17 protein-coding genes and 1 pseudogene are annotated in these 20050 nt (G+C 48.5%); 13 read left to right on the forward strand and 5 right to left on the reverse strand.

The window, feature by feature from the left end; genetic code table 11:
• The first annotated feature begins 49 nt into the window (after positions 1 to 49).
• Complete coding sequence (locus NLX74_RS12980) at positions 50 to 1345, forward strand: ABC transporter substrate-binding protein (RefSeq protein WP_254328972.1); 1296 nt, start codon at positions 50 to 52, stop codon at positions 1343 to 1345.
• 82 nt (positions 1346 to 1427) lie between these two features.
• Here the strand turns inward: NLX74_RS12980 and NLX74_RS12985 are convergent, their stop codons facing one another.
• Complete coding sequence (locus NLX74_RS12985) at positions 1428 to 1967, reverse strand: dihydrofolate reductase family protein (RefSeq protein WP_134904854.1); 540 nt, start codon at positions 1965 to 1967, stop codon at positions 1428 to 1430.
• A 107-nt stretch (positions 1968 to 2074) separates the two neighbouring features.
• On the opposite strand from NLX74_RS12985, the gene NLX74_RS12990 reads away from it, so the two are divergent.
• The 9 genes from NLX74_RS12990 to NLX74_RS13030 all read left to right on the forward strand — a co-directional run bounded on the left by NLX74_RS12990 (position 2075) and on the right by NLX74_RS13030 (position 12352).
• The gene (locus NLX74_RS12990) at positions 2075 to 3007 is read left to right on the forward strand and encodes a helix-turn-helix transcriptional regulator (protein ID WP_254328973.1); all 933 of its coding nucleotides are present in this window, start codon (positions 2075 to 2077) and stop codon (positions 3005 to 3007) included.
• 182 nt (positions 3008 to 3189) lie between these two features.
• On the forward strand, positions 3190 to 6315 hold the full coding sequence (locus NLX74_RS12995; RefSeq protein WP_254328974.1) for a DEAD/DEAH box helicase: 3126 nt from the start codon (positions 3190 to 3192) through the stop codon (positions 6313 to 6315).
• Positions 6316 to 6335: 20 nt separating this feature from the next.
• Entirely contained in the window at positions 6336 to 7061 is a 726-nt protein-coding gene (locus tag NLX74_RS13000) for a phosphoribosylglycinamide synthetase (protein ID WP_254328975.1), read from the forward strand.
• Between the two features lie 151 nt (positions 7062 to 7212).
• Positions 7213 to 8118 (forward strand): M15 family metallopeptidase, encoded by a 906-nt coding sequence (locus tag NLX74_RS13005; RefSeq protein ID WP_254328976.1) that lies wholly within the window; start codon positions 7213 to 7215, stop codon positions 8116 to 8118.
• Positions 8119 to 8472: 354 nt separating this feature from the next.
• Complete coding sequence (locus NLX74_RS13010) at positions 8473 to 8766, forward strand: hypothetical protein (RefSeq protein ID WP_254328977.1); 294 nt, start codon at positions 8473 to 8475, stop codon at positions 8764 to 8766.
• On the forward strand, positions 8766 to 9104 hold the full coding sequence (locus NLX74_RS13015; protein WP_023986799.1) for a hypothetical protein: 339 nt from the start codon (positions 8766 to 8768) through the stop codon (positions 9102 to 9104). Before NLX74_RS13010 ends, NLX74_RS13015 begins: the two co-directional genes overlap by 1 nt.
• A 1-nt stretch (position 9105) precedes the next feature.
• A complete protein-coding gene (locus tag NLX74_RS13020; RefSeq protein WP_254328978.1) occupies positions 9106 to 10539 on the forward strand; it encodes a glutathionylspermidine synthase family protein in 1434 nt (477 codons plus the stop codon).
• A 95-nt stretch (positions 10540 to 10634) separates the two neighbouring features.
• Positions 10635 to 11048 (forward strand): DUF350 domain-containing protein, encoded by a 414-nt coding sequence (locus NLX74_RS13025; protein WP_069290986.1) that lies wholly within the window; start codon positions 10635 to 10637, stop codon positions 11046 to 11048.
• 227 nt (positions 11049 to 11275) lie between these two features.
• Positions 11276 to 12352, forward strand: coding sequence for a Gfo/Idh/MocA family protein (locus tag NLX74_RS13030; RefSeq protein WP_254328979.1), 1077 nt, complete (start codon positions 11276 to 11278; stop codon positions 12350 to 12352).
• Between the two features lie 165 nt (positions 12353 to 12517).
• On the opposite strand, the gene NLX74_RS13035 is transcribed toward NLX74_RS13030, so the two are convergent.
• Positions 12518 to 13018: an NAD(+) diphosphatase gene (locus NLX74_RS13035; protein WP_254328980.1), complete on the reverse strand. Its 501-nt coding sequence runs from the start codon at positions 13016 to 13018 to the stop codon at positions 12518 to 12520.
• 135 nt (positions 13019 to 13153) lie between these two features.
• Positions 13154 to 14623, reverse strand: a complete 1470-nt coding sequence (locus NLX74_RS13040) for an MFS transporter (protein WP_254328981.1) — start codon at positions 14621 to 14623, stop codon at positions 13154 to 13156.
• Positions 14624 to 14787: 164 nt separating this feature from the next.
• On the opposite strand from NLX74_RS13040, the gene NLX74_RS13045 reads away from it, so the two are divergent.
• Positions 14788 to 15210 (forward strand): MarR family winged helix-turn-helix transcriptional regulator, encoded by a 423-nt coding sequence (locus NLX74_RS13045; RefSeq protein ID WP_061829988.1) that lies wholly within the window; start codon positions 14788 to 14790, stop codon positions 15208 to 15210.
• A 101-nt stretch (positions 15211 to 15311) separates the two neighbouring features.
• On the opposite strand, the gene NLX74_RS13050 is transcribed toward NLX74_RS13045, so the two are convergent.
• Positions 15312 to 15890, reverse strand: coding sequence for a TetR/AcrR family transcriptional regulator (locus tag NLX74_RS13050; protein ID WP_254328982.1), 579 nt, complete (start codon positions 15888 to 15890; stop codon positions 15312 to 15314).
• 188 nt (positions 15891 to 16078) lie between these two features.
• Here NLX74_RS13050 and NLX74_RS13055 point away from each other — a divergent pair, with 188 nt between their 5' ends.
• Positions 16079 to 17302, forward strand: coding sequence for an MFS transporter (locus NLX74_RS13055; RefSeq protein WP_254328983.1), 1224 nt, complete (start codon positions 16079 to 16081; stop codon positions 17300 to 17302).
• 17 nt (positions 17303 to 17319) lie between these two features.
• On the opposite strand, the pseudogene NLX74_RS13060 reads toward NLX74_RS13055, so the two are convergent.
• Positions 17320 to 17673, reverse strand: a pseudogene (locus NLX74_RS13060) (DUF3995 domain-containing protein); the annotation flags it as partial.
• 453 nt (positions 17674 to 18126) lie between these two features.
• Here NLX74_RS13060 and thrS point away from each other — a divergent pair.
• Complete coding sequence (gene thrS, locus NLX74_RS13065; protein WP_254328985.1) at positions 18127 to 20040, forward strand: threonine--tRNA ligase; 1914 nt, start codon at positions 18127 to 18129, stop codon at positions 20038 to 20040.
• Positions 20041 to 20050 lie beyond the last annotated feature (10 nt).

Raw genomic sequence — 20050 nt, forward strand, 5'->3', positions numbered from 1 at the left:
ATACTTCGAGTTCATCTGATATGAATTTAGAATAGAAAGGAACATAAAAATGAAAACGCATACTTTTAAAAAGAAAGCTCAAGCACTGATCTTGCTTCTCGCGGCCTTTGCCCTGGTTTTGGCAGGTTGTAACAGCAGTGGCGGACAAAACGCAGGCAAAGAGGAAGTGAAGGAAAAAACAATTCACATTTTTCAGTTTAAGGTAGAGATTGCAGAAGCACTAAATCGCATGAAAGCGGAATACGAAGCGTCTCATCCAGGGATCAAGCTCGATATTCAGACCGTGGGCGGGGGCAGTGACTATGGAGCGGCGTTAAAGGCGAAGTTCGCCTCCGGGGAGCAGCCGGATATTTTTAACGTAGGAGGTTACCGCGAGCTGGATACGTGGCTGGAATATTTGGAGGACCTGTCTGACCAGCCTTGGGTTGGCGATGTGGTCGATGTCGCCAAAGAACCGATGACCAAAGACGGCAAGCTGTATGGCCAGCCGATGAATCTGGAGGGGTACGGCTTTATTTATAACAAGGATTTGTTCAAGAAGGCGGGGATTACGGAGACCCCTAAAACATTGTCCGAACTGGAGGGAGCTGCGCAAAAGCTCCAAGCCGCTGGGATTACTCCATTTTCTAATGGATATCAGGAGTTTTGGGTGCTGGGCAATCATTTGCTGAACGTGGCATTTGCCAATCAGCCGGATCCTTCGGCCTTCGTCAAAGGACTGAATGATGGAACAGCAAAGATTCCAGGTAACGCTGTATTCGCCGAGTGGGTTAAGCTGTTCGATCTGACCATGAAGTATGGCAATTCGAAGCCGCTCACGACCGATTACAATACGCAGGTAACGAACTTCGCCACTGGAAAGGCTGCCATGATGCAGCAAGGGAACTGGACTCAGGTCCAAATTGACGGTATTAATCCGAAGCTGAATTTGGGTATTTTGCCTATGCCGATTGGTGAAGACGCAACAGTCGGAGATAAGCTGTTTGTAGGTGTCGCTAACAACTGGGTGGTTAATAAAAATTCGACTGTCAAACCCGAGGCGAAGGAGTTCTTAAACTGGATGGTGACATCCGAGCAGGGTAAAAAGTATATCACCAAGGAATTTAAGTTTATTCCAGCGTTCAAGAGCATCGAAGGGGCAGAGGCTGATATGGGCCAACTGGGTGCGGAAGTGGTGAAATACAGTAAGGAAAACAAACTGTTGGGCTGGTTCTTTAGCCGCTATCCTGAAGGAGCACAGCAAGAATTCGGAAGTCAGATGCAAGCTTATGTGGCAGGTAAATCGGATGCCGGGAAGCTATTCGAGGATTTCCAGAGAACATGGGATAATTTGAAGACCAAATAATGAACAAAAGCACGCGATAAAGCCTTCATATTTCAGGGAGATTGCATGATCCTGAAATATGAAGGCTTTTCTGTAAACAAAATTATAAATGGTAATGGAGCAGAGCGATATCCCCACGGCGTTCTATTTCTTTGAGCTTAAATGTACTTGGTAGCGTTCCTTCTGGAAATAACGGTATTCCTTGTCCAAGCACCTTGGGAATGATCGCAATGATAGCCTTCTCCAGCAGTCCAGCTTGTAAGAAGGCCTGAACTAACTGGCCTCCACCGACTAGCCATACCGCACCTTCCGATTGTTCTTGTAGACGTGGAACCAGTTCAGTCAGAGCTTCGTCCGTAAATGTAACATGTGGCGCTTGCTGTTGTTCCGTTAATGCTCGTGTGAGCACATAGCATGGCTTGCCAGCATAAGGGAAATCATCTGAGAGCTTCAACACTTCCTCATACGTCAGCCTGCCCATCAGCACTGTACCTACGGTGTCGTAAAAGTCGGCATATCCATTGTCCCCGCCATCCCCTTTAACATCATACAGCCAGTCCACCGAACCGTCCGGCAAAGCTATATACCCGTCGAGACTCATGGCAATATACAGCACAACTGCGTTTGATTTCAAATCTTCCATAGTTCATTCACTCCTTTCTATTTCCTAATGTTACAATGTATTTATGACATAGTATGTCGTAGTTAAAACGGTCATTTAAAATTAATTTTGGATTCGAGGGGTACCTTATGAATGAACGCAGAATTGCTCTTATGAGGATACTGGATTCCCGAAAAAAATATACGGCGCGTGAGCTGGCTGAACGTTTTGGTGTCTCCGTCAGGACGATACAAAGAGATCTCGACTATTTGCAGCAGACCGGGTTACCCCTTTATACCGAAATGGGTCCTCATGGCGGGTATCGGGCACTCCCCAATCGGCTTCTTCCTCCCCTTCATCTTGCTCGCGACGAGGCTCTGGGTCTTTTCCTCATGCTGCAACTGTTGGAGAACATTCCAGATATCCCTTTTGGCTCGGTTCGTGGACATTTATCAGAGCACTATTATGCCGAGCTTCCACAGGATGTGCAGGACAGTATTGATCAATTAAAGGAGTACATTTCTTTTCGTATGCTACCCACTCACGCAGAGTCACCCTACACCTCAATCATTTTGGAGGCTGCGTTGAATAAGCGCCGGGTGAACATGTTTTACCGCTCCGCTTCCGGTGAAAAGTGGACTGAAGTATATCCGATTGGATTGTATTTTGATCACGGATATTGGTACATGCCAGCGCATAGCAGAGACCGCATCATTCTGTACCGTTCAGATCGGGTGATTACAATAACGATGCTGGACGAAACCTTGGACAGCCTTCCCACACTTCAGGAATGGTTGGCTTCGGAGGAATCCCGTATAGGAATTCCGTCCAAAATAAAATTTACCGCATTGGGTGCCAGGCTGGCCGGATCAGATGCCCTCTTCCAAAATGTTTTCCATCAAGAAGGGCAGGATCAGGAATGGCAGGGATATATTCCGGTCGAAGAGTTTAGATATGTGTCCCGACTTTTGCTAAAATACGGGCCAGAGGCCGAGGTCATATATCCGAAAGAGCTGCGGATGAGGGTCAAGGAATTGCTGCAAGACAGCCTGCATCCTTATCTGAAGGAGGATGACGAATAGGAGAGAGTATCCATAGCCATTTCCATGGCTTTTCGGACTCCCCCTTTTTATAGTTAATCACATGAATATTTAAGGTTATTAACTTATGACTTTCCATTTATTTTTGTGATAAAGTTTTGAAAAGAGCCCGTTTTCGTATATGATGAAGAGTAATAATTCAAAAGGCTGGACGGGAGACAGATATGAATCAACCGCTTTATGGAATATGGCTCGGAGATGTGTTTTTTTGCTTTTCTGGTGAGACGTCGGAACCACGTATCGATGCGTGGAGCAGTGTAATCCGTAGGCTGACGCTAAAGGGAGACCTTCGGCCGTTTCGGCAGGCTGCGTTGCGTCTTGCTGAGGTACGGATACCGAACACTGCTCGTGTGGAAACCGCGGGCAGAGGTGGCAAAAGACGTTCCATGTTGGGGCGTACATTGGAGGGTTTGGCGCTGGAACCGCGCGAGACGATGGCACTGCTGACCCGCATGGACGAGAAGGGCTGTGCGGCATCGGGCATTACGCTGGGCGAGGAAATGCAATATTGGCAAAAAGCCGCTTATTTTGCGCTAGAGCTGATGCAGCGGGGCGAAATTGCGCCATCGCTTACAGAGGCGCGTCCATCGGGACCGCGTCGTCGTGGTCCGGAAGCGGCTGTCGGGGTGTGGATTCCTCGACTGTGTCAAGAGGAGGACATACGCCGCTTTCATGAGCTGGCTGCTGCGATGCCAGCTGTTTGTATGGCAGCTCCGGCCGTTTTTGCGGGTAAGGAGCCTGAAACACGCGAGGATGCAGCCGGAATCGTGCTGTACTCCTTCTTGTGTGCGGTCATCCATGCGGAAACGACCGCGGTGCTGGCAGCATCAGACCGTGAGCTGGGTCGATATCGCGCAGAGTATCGGCGCGGAGGATCACCGCTGGCGGAGCTGTGGTGGAACAGTCTGCTGACAGGTTCCCGCCCGGTGGCGATTCAGGGAACGCCCGCGGAGATGGAGGAGCTGGTGCTTCAAGCGTCCTCTGTTGAGGGAAGCGCAATGCCTGTCACGGAACGGGAAGACAAGGAGCCGATAGAAGGGCAACTGCGGTTGTGCCTTCGTTTGGAGCCTTCCCTGGAAGAGAGTGTCAAGGATTGGCGCATTACCTTTTGGGCAGAAAGCGATGCTGAGCCGGGGTTGCGACTGCCTGCTCTGGCACTGTGGGCGCATCCTGAACGTGATCTGGTTCGAGGCGGAATTGTATATCGTCAAGTGCAGGCGCAACTGCTAATGAGGCTCGGACAGGCGGCTGAAGCGGCACCTTTATTGCGAGAAGCGTTGAACCGCCCTTATCCCGAGGGGCTGACACTGGAGCCAGAGTTGTTCTTCCGCTTCCTGACGGAAGCCGTTCCTGCATTACAAAAGAACGGTATCACCGTGCAAATGCCTTCACGCTGGAGCCGGGAGGGCCGAAGACGTGCAGGCTTGCGGCTCAAAATGCGTTCGACAGAGCAGGGTGCCAAGCCAGATGGTGTGATTGCCGATACATCGTCTGTCGGCATTAACCGTATGATTTCGTTTGATGCCGAGGCTGTGCTGGGTGATACGACTTTGACGATGGAGGAACTGGAAAGCATCGTCGCGGCCAATTTGCCGTATGTACGTCTCGGAGGGGAATGGATCGAGGTCGATCCCAAGGAAATCCGTCAGGTGCTGCGCTTTATCAAGCGCGGGGAAAACGGTGAGATGAGCTTGTCCGAATGGATGCATCTGGCTGCAGAAAATGAAAGTGCAGGCGAGGCCTCATGGAAAGGCTTGTCCATCTTTGGCGCGGAATCCGCCGGATTGCTTGCGTCTTTGGCTGAGGGCGGCGTACTCCGTTCGGTAGAGCCGCGGCCTGTGCCGGAGACACTGCACGGCGCATTACGGCCCTATCAAGAGCGCGGCTTTCAATGGCTGGCTGCGATGCGTGGATTGGGCTTTGGCGTCTGTCTTGCGGACGACATGGGGCTTGGTAAAACGATTCAGGTCATCACCTGCCTGCTCGATAGTGGCATTGGTGCAGATGATCAACGTCCGGCGTTGATCATCTGTCCGACGTCCTTGCTCGGCAACTGGCAGCGCGAGTTGAAGCGTTTTTCACCGGATTTGTCACTGTATATTCACCATGGCAACCAGCGACTCCATGGCGAGCTGTTTCAGGAAAGTGTACGTGAGTATGATATCGTCCTCACTACCTATCATTTGGCGGGCCGGGACGGCAGCGATTTATCTGCGGTATACTGGTCCTCTATCGTGTTGGATGAGGCGCAATATATAAAAAATGCACGAACAAAGCAAGCACAAAGCGTCATGAAGCTGTCTGCTCCACACCGGATTGCCATGACAGGTACTCCGGTGGAAAATCGGCTGAGCGAGCTATGGTCTATTTTTCAATTCCTGAATCCAGGTTACCTCGGTACGGCGTCTTCGTTCCGCCAGCGTTACAGTTTGGCGGGAGAAGAGCGGGGGTCCGCGTTGCGCGAGCTTCATCGGCTCGTCTCCCCGTTCATGCTGCGTCGGCTCAAAAGCGACCCAGATATACGCAAGGATTTGCCAGAGAAGCTGGAGTTGAAGTCCTACTGTGTACTGACACCAGAGCAGGCCGGATTGTATCGGGGCGTGGTGGATCAATTATTGGGAACACTGGATGGGCAGATCGGTATGGCTCGCAAAGGGCTTGTTCTGTCTTCACTGACCAAGTTGAAGCAGATTTGTGACCATCCGGGTCTGATCATTCCGGGTCGGGCTGATAGTGGTAAAACGGAAAACTCGGGCAAAATGGAGCGACTGCTGGAATTGGTAGAGACGATTCGCGAGAACGGCGAATCGGCGCTGATATTCACCCAATATGTGTCGATGGGGGAATTGTTGGTCTCTCGTTTGGCCAAAATCTTCGGGGAAGAGCCGTATTTTCTGCATGGAGGACTGGCAAAAACCAGACGAGATGAAATTGTTCACAACTTCCAGCAGGGAGAAGGCCCGAATATATTCGTACTTTCCCTGCGTGCAGGTGGTGTGGGTCTGAACCTGACACGTGCCAGCCATGTCATTCACTATGACCGCTGGTGGAATCCAGCAGTGGAAAATCAGGCGACGGACCGTGTATTCCGTATTGGTCAAAGCCGCAATGTACAAGTGCACAAGCTGATTTGCCAAGGTACACTGGAGGAGCGGATCGACGAGCTGATCGAGAGCAAAAAGGCACTTTCCGAGCAGGTTGTCGGCTCTGGTGAACATTGGCTCACCGAAATGTCTGATGATGAATTACGCGGTCTGATTGCGTTGCAAAATGATGTATGGATTGAGTGAGCAGAGAAAGGATGAAGGCGATGACGAGGCCGCGAGTGAAGCTAAAAGTAACTGACGGTCAATGGATAGCGGAATTAGACGGAAATGGGTTGGAAGGCGAATCAACGGGTGTACCTTCCACACATGCTGTCCAATGGACTGGCCCAGCGCCTGTACTGAACCCCGAACAGCGAAAAGCATGGCTGGAGCAACTAAAAGCAGATCCTTTGGACATCTACCGTTTTTTGCAAGGGGAAACCTGTCTATCGCTGGATGAGATCGTTCAGCTAGCAGCTGAGACAGCCACTTCTAGCACGGAGGATGGCGTGGGTGTAGTCGACGAGGTGAAGAAAGCTCTTCAAATCGGTCTGGAAAGCGAGCCGCAGACCTGTCTAGAACTGATCGGAATGACGCGGGAAGAGCTACTGGAGTATGTATTCAGTGCTTGGGCTGGGGAGTTATCCCATGTGCAGGGGACATCCCCTGCGCTTGAGTCTACCTCGCGGCCAGAGGGCGGACGCAGCGGATCGGCAGCGATTAGCGAATGGATTGCGGAGTCTGCCGCAGAAGGAGCATTGCATCGTCCCGGTGCGGGCTTTCATGCAATTGAGATTCGTCTGCCGCAGAAGCTTGCTCCTAAGAAGGAAGCGGATATTACAGCTTTGCTGCCGGGTTTACCCCGTGCGGAAGAGGCATTGAAACTCATACGTGAACGGGTAGCTGAGCGGGCCCGAGCTGCAATCCCGCAAAAACGTCATACTCCGTAACAATTCGGGTATATACTTCCCTTTTCGAGTCTATTCGCCTTCATCGAACGGGATAACTGCTTCGAAGAGTGCCAAAAGTTCAGTTACAATGGGGAAACGGAAAAGTCACAGCAAGTCATGCATCAAATGCAATATTGGAGGAGATACCAGCATGAAACGACATATACAACAGACGCGAGCATCTAAGAGATGGACCAAAGCCCTCATTCCGGGGCTGATCCTGTCAGGGCTATTACTGGCAGCCTGCCAGCAGGGAGGATCAGGTGGACAGGAAAGCGAGCCGTTGAAGTCATCTACAGCGGTACAGGACAATGTACAGCCTTCCGCCCAGCCGGATGCGGGCAATGGCAGCACTAGCGCTGGACAAGCCTCTACGGGTACAGAAAGTGGACAGGCCGACCCTGTGATGGCGTTGCGAAGCCAGAGTGCGCTGCAAGCCACGGTTAAGGAAGAGGATGGAACTGCGATTGTCACCAATGCGACTTCTGATACAGTCGTTGTGAACAAAAAGCGCAGCTTGCCTGTAGGCTATGTCCCCGATGACCTGGTGGAGCCGCAGGTGCCTTTTTCCTTCGAGGGACCGCATGAAAAGCGGCATTTGCGTAAGGAAGCGGCAGAGGCACTGGAGAAGCTGTTCGACGGTGCGGAAAAAGACGGCATTGAGCTGCGTGCGGTATCGGGATACCGTTCCTATAAGCGTCAGGTATCTATTTTCAACAACAATGTAAAGACAAAGGGGCAGGAATATGCCTCTAAAGTTAGCGCTGTACCGGGTACGAGTGAGCATCAGACAGGTTTGTCCATTGATGTATCCAGTCCAAGCGTGGGTAATGTGCTGGAGCAGTCCTTCGGAGCTTCCAAGGAAGGCGAATGGCTGGAAAAACATGCACCGGAATACGGATTTATTATTCGTTATATGAAGGGTAAGGAAGATGTGACCGGCTATGTGTACGAGCCTTGGCATATCCGTTATGTGGGAATAGACATTGCGGAGGATGTAGCCAAGCAGGGAATGACGCTGGAGGAATATTTCGACGAGAACAATATCAAGCTGTAGCAGTGAAAACCAAGCCGTAATCCTAGGGATTGCGGCTTTTTGTCGTGTTTTTCTTCCAAATTGAACCTTTTCAAGGTAGAATCTCGTATAGTGAACGACGACATAAGCGCTTTGATTTGTTGCAAACCTCATGACAGAAGCGTATAGGAAGGGAAGGGAATCATTATTTATTATTCATTAACGTATCGCGAATGGTCGGAAGACACTCAAAAGGAACTGCGCAGCCTGACACGGGAATCCGTATCGGGAGATGAGCTGTTTCTACGCAAGCTTGTAGACGCTACGCGTCTCCATGACAAACTATGGTCGCATATATCGAATGAAAGTGAGGAACATACGGATCATTCCGTCTATGTGACTGAATTTACAGGGGAACGTGCAAAGCCTTACGGTGCGTCCATCACAGACCTCGTGCTTGCCAGTGAGGGAGGTTACACTTCCACATACAGTGCAATGTACTGGATATGGCATGAACCTGCATTCCGTAGTATGGATCAGCGGGAAGGTTCGGTATTTACTTTGGAGTTGGCCCAACGGCTATTAGATCACTATACAGTACTGGGTGGCAAAACATATGAATTTATATATTCGGTACTGGACCCTCAGCTGAAAAAGGTACATCTATTTGTGAAGGAGGTCGATCTGTGATGGAGCATTCTTGGGAAAAGATGAAATCCAAGCCCGGCTCTCGTACACGGATGGCAGCCTTTGCCCTGATGTTGGCTGTCCCAGCTGCTCTGACGGGGTGCGGTGACGACGAGTATTATGACTGCGATGAGCTTCCTGTATCGGAACAAACGGCGTGTCGGGATTCAGGCAGCAGCGGGTATTACTATGGCGGATCGACTTATTATAGTGGAGGCTCCTCATACCATAGCAGTCGTTCATCTTCCAGCTCATACCGCAAAAGCTCATCCTCATCTTCCAGCTCACACAGCGGTTTTGGCAGCAGCGGCTCACGCAGCGGCTTCTTCTCTGGGGGTTAAGATGAGCATGCGTACGATTCGGCAATTGCCTTATGAACATGATGAGCTTTTTAAGGGTGAAATCAGCCGTATCATCCCGTATCACCGCATGTATGGCAAATCCTATTGCGTGCCGGCCTTAACGGTATATCGGGAAAGCGAGCTGGCAGAGCTTCAGGCTGCTTCTGAGGCGGTACATCGTATTTATCGCAAGGTTCAGCAATTCGTTCAGCGCTATATGCCGGATGAATACCTGGTGGAACGGTTGGGGATTCATCCGGGCTTGCTGCGTGCTGCACGTATGGAGGCCGAGCCGGATGGGATAACCCGCCAGGACTGGATTGTGGGGGAAGCGGGTATCAAGTGCATTGAGAATAACACCGATACCCCAACCGGGATTCCCGAGGTGGCTTATCTCGAAGGAAAGCTGCTGGAGGTGCTGAGTAAGGGAGGAATGTCGGAGGATGACAATGCACTACATGGACCCTCAACTGGAATGGACGAGGCGATTCAGTCTGCCTTGACGGAGCTCATTCATTTTTATAGCCGCAAGGGATTAGGGACAAAGGTGTATTTTGCTTGCTATGACTGGCACATCGAGGATCAGACCAACACCAAATATATTATGCATTTATGTGAACAAGCCGGATTCGAAGTCGTTTATGCTCCCTTGGAAGAACTGGAGATTATCCCGAATGAAGGATTGTATCACCGGGGAGAGCAGATCCACATTCTCTATCGCCTGTATCCGCTGGAATATCTAATTGATGACCGGGAAGAGAATACGGGGCTTGAGGTGGGGCAGGCGCTAATGGATATGGTGGCAGACGGGAAAATAGGATTAATCAACCCGCCACAGCATATCATTACCCAGAGCAAAGGGTTCACCGCAACCGTGTGGTCACTGTATGAGCGCAATGAGCAAACACCAGAGTTCTGTGGCTTTCGTTTGTTTGACGATCGCGAGCTGGAGGTGATACGAACCTACCTGCTGCCTACGTATTTTGAGCCCTCGGTGTTTATGCAAAATAAAGAGCCTTATGTGGCCAAAGGTATATGGGGACGGGAGGGTAAAGGGACGCACTTGATTGAACATCCTCAATCCGAGGAGATGCTGAAAGGCGCCTTGGGAGAGGTTGAACCTGCGGAGATTGACAACCCTGATCTGCTTCACCAAGCTGACGCTCCACGAACGCCTGAGCAGGAGGAAGCCGCACATATTGCCGCTTATTACGAGGGACAGCCTAAGATTTATCAGCGGCTGTGGCCGATGCAGAGTGCAGAGGTACAGACCGACGAAGGACTATTCCACGGCTATGTGCTGACAGGCATATTCGTGATTGGAGGGCGTTTTGCGGGTGTCCTGCCGCGAATCGGTGAAAAGGTAACAGGTGATATGGCCTACTATTGCGCCGCCGCCGTTGCCACCGCACCTCCTAATCCGCAAATTATATAAGCTGAATTAAAAAATGTACAATATTCGAACATATCTGTTCATTTTCACAAGTGAGGATTTGGCAAAATCCTGAAGTATCATAAGGAGGAAGAAAATTGGACTCTTATATCAGTTTGGGGAACGCATTGGGCAATGTAGGTGTCGGCCTGCTTATCCTATTTGCTATCTTAATCGTAGGTTATTTTGTGTTCAGTTTGCTGACACGTTATAACGATAATCAAGAAATCGCACGCGGCAATGAGGCGGCAGGCATCTATATGGGTGCAAAGCTGCTAGGTCTGTGTATTATCGTGGGGATGGTGTCGTACAGCAGTCATTCATGGCTCGAAATGCTGACATGGTCGGCCGTAGGCATTGTAGTATTGTGTTTGGTCTATGTGATTTTTGATCTGGTGACGCCGCGTACCAAGGTGTGCGAGGAAATTGCCAAAGGCAATGTGGCTCTGGCACAGCTGCTGCGCTCGATCATCGTCGGAGTGTCTTTTGTCGTAGGTACATTTTTGATGTAGTCGATATAGAGAAGGAATATCAAGGATCTGCAATACCGGACAACGGAGCTGCAGATCCTTTTTTTATGGAACATTGTATTCACTGCCCGGCATCAGACTGTTGAATTGAAGGTTGCAACGATCACTTCCTGTGGGGACTATTCTATAAAGCAACGGGTGATACTGCATAGCAAAAGGAATTTGCTACAGAGTTCAAACCAAATAGAAGAGAAGGGAATTCTGAACATATGAGTACCTCCACCTCCCCAACCAAACAAATTCGGATGGGTATCATTGGCCTGGGTCTTATCGCTGAATATCACATAAGATCACTGCACAGCATCTCGGGGGTATCTATTGTGGCCGTTAGTGATGTGAATCCCAATCGCCTTCAAGCCATCGGAGAACAATTGCAACTGCCTGCTTCCAAGCGGTACTCCCATTATGAAGCATTAATCCGTGACCCAGAGGTAGATGCGATTCTGTCGCTGACACCCAATGATGTGCATTTTGACATTATTCGTATTGCGCTGGAAGAACACAAAGCTGTACTGGCAGAAAAACCATTGACTCTCACATGGGAAGAAGCGGATCAGTTGAAAAAGCTATATACAGCGAATCCGGTACCTTTGCTGGTTCACTATAAGCATCGCTATGGCGCGGCCTTCCAATATACCAAGCAACTGCTGGATGAGCAAAAGCTGGGCAAAATCTATAACATTCAATTTCGTTATCTAATGGATGCATTTGCGCCGTATCGTCAGCATCCGTATACATGGCGTCACAATTTAGCCAAGGCTGGTTCTGGAGTAGTGGGAGATACAGCCTCACATATCATTGATCTGGCCCGTTTTTTGGTGGGTGAATTTAAAAGTGTCGCAGCATTGCTACATACCATTACACCCGAGCGGTTCGATCCGATCACGGGTCTGCCTGTAAAAGTGGATGTGGAAGATCTCGCTGCCTTTCATGGCATCGTAGGCGACAATACCGTGGGAACCTTTATCACTCATAAAAATGCCATCGGCATACGGCACGATATCGAAGTCGATATCTATGGAGAACTTGGTACGCTGCACGCCAGCCTCAATAACCCGGAAAGTATCCGCATTGTGCTGCGTGACCTGGAACACCCGGGTGCCGAATACGAGAGTTGGGCTGTCCCTGCAATCTATAATCATACGGCCTATGAAGATTTTGTTGAGCTGGCAAGGGGAAAGTCTGTGGATCGTGCTCCCTTATTCGAGGACGGCTACAAAAACCAGTGGGTACTTGAAAAAATACTGCAATCCTGGAAAGAAAATGGACGTTTAGTAGAAATGTAGGGATGTGAGGGGAGTCGCTGAAATTCCAGCAATGACAAAAAGTATAAACATGCTGTGACCGCAAGAGGGTTCCTTGGAAAGAGCAGCCATCTTGCGGTTTAGCAATTCAATATATCTGTAAAGACATCTTTTTCATCATTTTCGCATCGCCACGCTTATATCACTTCAAATCAATCCTGCCTCAATCTTTTCAATAATGGTCAGCAAGAAGGATTCAGCTAAGCTGTTTTTCAAAATAGCTTGCTTGGCTTCCTCCAGTGTAAACCAACGTGCTTGATCTACCTCCGTACTAAGAACATCTAACTGATCGTCATTCACAATGGACACAAAATTCAGCATCAGTGTATTGCTTCGTTCAAAATACTCGCTGCGCATATATTGATACTCATCGACTTGTAATCCTACTTCTTCCTTCACTTCACGCACCAATGTCTGCTCGGCGGATTCCCCCTTGTTCACATAACCTGCCAATAAAATGAAGCCTTGAATATTGTACTGCTGTATGAGCAGCACCTTATCTCTCTGACGATTCAATACAGCGGTACTGATCGCAGTGCTGAATATCGGGAAACGAAAGACCTGGCATGTATGACAAAAAGGGATAGGGCCTTCGCCTTCACACTCCTTCACCATCAATTTTGTCCCGCATTCATAGCAATATTTCATGTAAGCTCCACCCTTGTATCCCATTTTTAAAATTGTAAATGTTGCCTTTAATGCCGTGTTTGTAATGCAATACTCATCATCTTAATTCTACGATCATTGTTCTGTCTACGGACGCTTTATTTCTTCGCTTGGTCTTTATCCCTTTTCTTGCTGCGTTCTTGTCCGTCTAGCCCCGATCAGCCGCCAGCCTGTTAACAATGCCGCCACAAGACAGATGGACGCGGACGTCATAAAGACTACATGCATGCCTGCCAGAAAAATTTCTGGATGACCCGAGACCAAGCCGGTGACCCGATAACCAGCCTCTTTACTCATAATATAAAAGAGGATCGATGTGGCCAAAGTGATCCCCACAACCATACCGACGTTGCGAACCAGCGAATTGACACTCCCGGCTGAGCCGAGCTGTGTGCGGGGTACTGTAGACATAATCAGCGAGTTGTTCGGCGATTGGAATAAACCACTGCCAATGCCCAGCATGGCAATCCACAGACCCACGAGCGGGATGGAGCTGCCTGCATGCAGTTGGGCCAATCCAATCTGGGCAATGACCATAACGACCAGCCCGGCGAATGTGAGCAGTTCAGATCCGATTTTATCGGAAAGCGCACCGCTGAGAGGGGCCACAATAACCATCGAGATGGGGAGCAGCATCAGCAGGAACCCGGCATGAAAAGGCGACAAGTTCAGCATATTCTGCGCATAAAAGGGCGAAATGATGTTAAAGCAAAAATTAGCGACGAACACCAGAAAAGCACACAAAATACTGAGCGAAAATAACGGATTTTTGAATAGCGCGAGCTGTAAGAGCGGCCCAGGACGACGAAGTTCCAACCTAATGAACATGGCAAAAGCAACTACAGCCACCACCAGCGAAGCAACGATACGTTTGTCGCCATACCCGACCTGCTGTCCCAGCAACAATCCGACGAACAAAGTGAGAATAAAAATAGCAAATACCAAGCTACCGGGAACGTCAATTTTATCTTTCACCTTGATCAAATCCTTCGGCAGAAGCTTCCAGCCAAGAAAGACAGCGACCAGCCCTACCGGTACATTGACCCAGAAAATGTACTGCCAGCCCAGCGACGAGACAATAATACCGCCCAAGCTTGGCCCGGCGATACTGCCCAGAGAAACGAAGGTTCCAATGAGGCCAAGTGCTTTGCCCCGTTCATTGGACGGGAAGATATCTGTCACGATCCCCTGGCTGTTCGCCATGGTCATGGAGGCTCCAAATGCTTGAATAATACGGGAAATCAGCAGCATAGAAAGCGAAGAGCTAAGACCGCACATTAGGGAGCCAAGAATGAATACGATTGTACCGATTTTGAATATTTTGATTTTACCGACGATATCTCCAAGCTTGCCAAAAAATAAGATAGCGGTACATATCGCCATTAAATAGGCGGTTGTCACCCATTCAATCTGTGCCACGGGTAAATGTAACGTGCGAGACAACACAGGAAGAGCGATATTGACGATGCTTCCATCCAATGTGGACATAAATGTAAACAGATTCAAAACAATTAAGATCAGCCAACGTTTCTTCTGGACTTCGATATTCTCTTGATAGGTTGTAGCCGTTGTAGCAGTTGAACTCATCATTACACCTCGTTATCGTTAACAATTTCTATTTAGTTGCACGCGCAACTAAATGAACGGTTCTAGTGTACAGCAAATTAGTTGCGTGCGCAACAATATTGTTGTAAACTTTGCTTTGGTCCCAACTGGGGATTTGTCATTTTCAAGCCAATGAGGTGTATTTAATGAGAAAAAAACCGATTGGAAAGCTAATTTCCCACTTGTACCGTCGAAATCAAAAAATACTGTCCAAAAAACTGGGCCCTTACGGAATCGGCAGTGGAGGACAACACAGCTTTTTAAAGCTCATTTTGCAGCGACCGGGCATTACACAAGAGCAGTTGACGAATGAACTTAAATTTGACAAGGCAACCACGGCACGCTCTGTGAAACAATTGGAGGAATCAGGCTATATTGAACGGAAAACGGACCCAAATGACCGCCGTTCCTATCTTGTATCTCCCACGGCCAAAGCGTTAGAGTTTGCCCCTGTCTTACAAGGAATATTGGACGAGCTCAATGTCAGCCTTGTCCATAAACTATCCGAAGAGGAAGAGGATCTTCTTATCGACTTACTGCAAAAGATTAGTATAGACCCTGACGAATAAACAAATAAACAAATAAGGAGTTAGCCAGAGGATCGTGGTAGGTAAAAGAAAAAGCAGCCCTCACAGAGGATACTCTGTGAGAACTGCTTGATACCACTTATTCAGTCCACGCCAATTCCTTTGAACGCATTCATGACTAATTGTCGCACATAGGAATCGTCTAATGGATAACCAGTTACCAGCAATCGATAAAAAACGGGCCCATAAATGAGATCGATACATAATTCAATATCGAGATTATCCTTCAATTCTCCGCGCTCTATTCCGCGCTCAATAAGAAGCCTGGCCTCAAGTCGCCGAGGGTGGAAATATCGGGTCCGGTATGCCTCTGACAATCCTGAATCAAGTTGCCCTTCGCCTATTAACTCCGTAATGATTTTACCCTCTCGGCTTATTAAGAACCGCACTAAATTTGTGGCATGAATGAGAATGTCATCTAATACACAACCCGTGTCGGGCACGGGCAATCTTGCTATGGTGGCTGACAGGAAACCATCCATTACTACTGCAGCTTTGTTAGGCCACCATTTATAAATGGTGGCTTTGCTCACTTTTGCTCGCTCAGCAATTTTTTCTACCGTAACCGCCCCAAAGCCTTGCTCCAACAGTAGATCATAGGAAGCGTTAAGGATAGATTTTTGCGTCTCGACATTACGTGGACGTCCTCTTTTGCTCTGCACTGGAATGCTCACCTTCTTAACAGATATAAGTAAACGCGAAAAATAAACTATACGTTCAGTATATCAAATATTATGTGAAATAAAAAAGTTGGTTTTGCCTATTTACAAAACGAAACGTTCAGTATATTATTTGATTATCTAATTAGTGAACTATACGTTTAGTATTTAAATTAATGAGGAGGATTATTATGCAAAGAGAACAACAAGTCTTAAAAAGTAACCGTATCTCAAATTGGATGATGTTTTTGTTGGCAGCCGCATGCGGCCTTATTGTTGCCAACCTGTACTATGCTCAAACCCTTGTAGGACCTATTCACGTTGCTATGGGTCTTTCTTCTACAGCAGCGGGCTTCATTGTCACCTTAACTCAAATCGGTTATGTGGTGGGATTGTTATTTATCGTACCGCTCAGCGACATTATTGAAAATCGACGGCTCATGGTCATATCGCTAATTATCACAGTCTGTGCATTGGTTGTTGCCGCTTTTGCCACCAATGCCCCGTTGTTCCTGACCGCATCCTTATTCATTGGAATTGGATCTGTGGTAGCCCAGATACTGGTGCCGTACGCCACCTATTTAGCATCCGAAGAGCAGCGCGGCCGCGTTGTTGGGAATGTCATGAGCGGACTCTTGCTAGGCATTATGTTCGCACGGCCAGTAGCAAGCTTTATCACCAGCATCTGGGGATGGCAAGCCGTATTTATTTTGTCAGCCATTGTCTTGACGCTGTTGACGATTCTGCTCTCACGAGCTCTTCCAGAGCGCAAGCCTGTGCCTACGGTATCTTACAGTAAATTAATTTTCTCGCTAGGCACTCTTTTAAAACAAACGCCTGCACTGCGCCGCCGTGCCCTGTATCAAGCCTGCCTATTTGGTGCCTTCAGCCTATTTTGGACTGTTGTTCCTCTACGTTTGGCGGATGATTTCGGAATGTCTCAACAAGGGATTGCATTGTTTGCTTTAGTAGGCGTAGGCGGTGCAGTAGCTGCCCCGATTGCCGGGAGATTGGCTGATAAAGGTTGGAGCAAAGGTTTAACCGGGTTAGCTATGATCATTGCAGCCTTGTCTTTTTTGCTCATCTATCTTTTTCAAAGTCATTCGACGGTTGCGCTCGTACTTCTCTTTATTTCAGCGATTACACTGGATATGGCTGTATCGGGAAATCTTGTACTTGGACAGCGTGTGATTTACTCCTTGGGGAGTGAGGCGAGGGGGCGTCTGAACGGATTATTCATGTCTATTTTTTTCATAGGCGGAGCGATTGGATCATCATTAGGTGGTTGGTCGTATGCGTTAGGAGGTTGGAATTTTAGTTCTCTGATTGGAGTCGTCCTGCCTGTGCTGGCTTTGCTGTACTTTTTCACTGAGAAAGAAACGAGTGGAGACGTGCGAAAGAAACAAACCACCTGATAGAGGTCGGCTTTAAGCTATGCCGTACGCAAAAACATAATCATTAAAATGGCTGTTCCCAAGAGAAAACAAAGGGGCGAGTAGAGCACAGTGTCCCACTTTGCAAAAACAGTTCCTTTTTTTCTCTTGAAGAACCCTACCCATTTGAAATCTCCTATAGAACGTAAAATAAATACGCACGACAACAAGCCTGCACCGTAGGAATGAAAGGTACTGAAAAACAGGAATTGTGTAACTCCACCTAGTTCTAGTACGAACCAAGCGGCTAAAGCTAGTAGAATAGCTACAATTGATGTCCCTATCTTGGAGGGCTCAAAGAGCAAAGCCGTTCCTGTGCTTGGGATCGCTGCCTTTGCACCTTTTTGTCCGCCGAATACCCAATAGGAGGCATGAAATTACATAAACGCCCACTTGAAATACCTGCGAATTTGATCTATAATGCTGTAGCATATAGTGATATTCAAGGCATTGACCAAAGACATGATTTCCTTGAAGGGCCGTTCAGAGAGAAAAGACGAGGCTGAGAGCTTTTCCGGCAACCGCATGTGAAGTTACCCCTTTGTAGCTGTGACGTTGAACATGTAGCTGTGCAATCTGGCAGTAACATCAGTAAGCGCCTACCGCTTTATCCCCGTTAACGGATACCAATGGAGGGTCACGCATGTCGTGCATGAGCATGTTCCGATGAACATAAATGTACGCACAGGAGCGGGCCGAACTAGGGTGGAACCACGAGCTGAACGCACTCGTCCCTTGAGGGAGAGAGGCGTTTTTTTTGCGTTCAATTTTGATATAGAACACAATTTGAAATGGAGGCTTTAATCGTGAGTATTCAAGTGAAATTGCCAGATGGAGCCGTACGCGAGTACGAGCAGGGCGTAACAATTGCCGACGTGGCGGGTTCGATCAGCTCCGGGCTGAAAAAGAACGCCGTAGCAGGTAAAGTGAACGGGAAGGCTGTAGATCTGAACACCGTTTTGGATCAGAACGTTGACCTTGAAATCATTACGCTGGACGGTGCAGACGGTCTGGAAATTTATCGTCACAGTACAGCGCATTTGCTCGCTCAGGCGCTCAAACGCATTTACGGTGAGAAAAACGTGAAACTGGGTATCGGTCCGGTCATCGACAGCGGCTTCTACTATGACATTGATATCGAAAATCCATTGTCTGTTGACGACTTGGCCAAAATCGAGAAGGAAATGACGAAGATCGCACAGGAAAATCTGCCGATTACACGTCGTGTGGTCAGCCGTGAGGAAGCCACTCGTATTTTTGGAGAGTTGGAAGATCCACTGAAGCTGGAACTGATTCGTGATTTGCCGGAAGAAGCGGAAATTACAATCTATGATCAAGGCGAATTTTTTGACCTGTGTCGTGGCCCGCATTTGCCATCAACTGGCCGCATCAAAGCTTTTAAACTGTTGAGTGTAGCGGGCGCATACTGGAGAGGCGATTCCAACAATAAGATGCTGCAACGTATCTACGGAACAGCATTCCCGAAAAAAGCACAACTAGATGAGCACCTGCATTTGCTGGAGGAAGCGAAAAAACGCGACCATCGCAAGCTGGGTAAAGAGCTGGAACTGTTCATGTTCTCCGAAGAAGCACCGGGCATGCCGTTCTACCTGCCTAAAGGTATGGTTGTCCGCACTGCATTGGAAGATTACTCCCGTGACATTCAACGTCTGCATGGCTATGAGGAAGTACGTACACCGCTGATGATGAACAACCGTCTGTGGGAACAATCGGGACACTATGAGCATTACAAGGAAAACATGTACTTCTCCGAAGTGGATGAAACTACATTTGCTCTGAAACCGATGAACTGCCCAGGGCATATGCTTGTGTTTAAAAATGAGCTTCACTCTTACCGCGATCTGCCAATTCGTATAGCCGAATTTGGACAAGTGCATCGCCATGAGCTGTCCGGCGCGTTGAACGGTATGATGCGTGTTCGTACATTCTGTCAGGATGATGCGCATATTTTCGTCACACCAGGTCAGATTGAACAAGAAATTACAGACGTAATTAAGCTAATTAACGAAATGTATAGTGTGTTTGGCTTTGACTTCACAGTGGAATTGTCCACACGTCCAGATGACTTTATGGGCGAGCCAGCACTGTGGGATCAAGCGGAACAAGCTCTGCAAAACGTGCTGGATCACCTGGGCATCAACTACCGTATTAATGCGGGAGATGGAGCATTTTACGGTCCGAAAATTGACTTCCACATTCTCGATGCGCTCAAACGCAGCTGGCAGTGCGGAACGATCCAATTGGACTTCCAAATGCCTGAAAAATTCGACCTCACTTATGTGGGCGAGGACAACCAGAAGCACCGTCCAGTCGTTATTCACCGTGCCATCTATGGTTCGATTGACCGCTTCATGGGCATCCTGACTGAGCATTTTACAGGTGCATTCCCATTGTGGTTGGCTCCTGTTCATGCGAAGCTGTTGCCAGTATCCGAGAACTATATCGAGACTGCTAATGAGATACAGGATGCGTTGCTGAAAGCAGGTCTGCGCGTCGAAGTGGATACTCGCAATGAGAAGCTTGGTTATAAAATCCGCGAGGCGCAACTGGAGAAGGTTCCATATATGTTCGTTATCGGGGAAAATGAAAAAACAACCGGTACTGTAGCAGTTCGTAAACGTGGCGAAGGCGATCTGGGATCACTCAGCATTGCGGATATCGTTGGGAAAATCAGCACAGAGATTCGCGAGAAACAGTAATATTTGATCG

It is taken from the genome of Paenibacillus sp. MZ03-122A, assembly GCF_024213325.1.
Lineage (GTDB): Bacteria > Bacillota > Bacilli > Paenibacillales > Paenibacillaceae > Paenibacillus > Paenibacillus polymyxa_B.

Coding starts and splice junctions, on each gene's coding strand:
- NLX74_RS12980 (WP_254328972.1), top strand. CDS start 50: ATGAAAACGCATACTTTTAAAAAGAAAGCTCAAGCACTGATCTTGCTT.
- NLX74_RS12985 (WP_134904854.1), bottom strand. CDS start 1,967: ATGGAAGATTTGAAATCAAACGCAGTTGTGCTGTATATTGCCATGAGT.
- NLX74_RS12990 (WP_254328973.1), top strand. CDS start 2,075: ATGAATGAACGCAGAATTGCTCTTATGAGGATACTGGATTCCCGAAAA.
- NLX74_RS12995 (WP_254328974.1), top strand. CDS start 3,190: ATGAATCAACCGCTTTATGGAATATGGCTCGGAGATGTGTTTTTTTGC.
- NLX74_RS13000 (WP_254328975.1), top strand. CDS start 6,336: ATGACGAGGCCGCGAGTGAAGCTAAAAGTAACTGACGGTCAATGGATA.
- NLX74_RS13005 (WP_254328976.1), top strand. CDS start 7,213: ATGAAACGACATATACAACAGACGCGAGCATCTAAGAGATGGACCAAA.
- NLX74_RS13015 (WP_023986799.1), top strand. CDS start 8,766: ATGGAGCATTCTTGGGAAAAGATGAAATCCAAGCCCGGCTCTCGTACA.
- NLX74_RS13020 (WP_254328978.1), top strand. CDS start 9,106: ATGAGCATGCGTACGATTCGGCAATTGCCTTATGAACATGATGAGCTT.
- NLX74_RS13030 (WP_254328979.1), top strand. CDS start 11,276: ATGAGTACCTCCACCTCCCCAACCAAACAAATTCGGATGGGTATCATT.
- NLX74_RS13035 (WP_254328980.1), bottom strand. CDS start 13,018: ATGAAATATTGCTATGAATGCGGGACAAAATTGATGGTGAAGGAGTGT.
- NLX74_RS13040 (WP_254328981.1), bottom strand. CDS start 14,623: ATGAGTTCAACTGCTACAACGGCTACAACCTATCAAGAGAATATCGAA.
- NLX74_RS13045 (WP_061829988.1), top strand. CDS start 14,788: ATGAGAAAAAAACCGATTGGAAAGCTAATTTCCCACTTGTACCGTCGA.
- NLX74_RS13055 (WP_254328983.1), top strand. CDS start 16,079: ATGCAAAGAGAACAACAAGTCTTAAAAAGTAACCGTATCTCAAATTGG.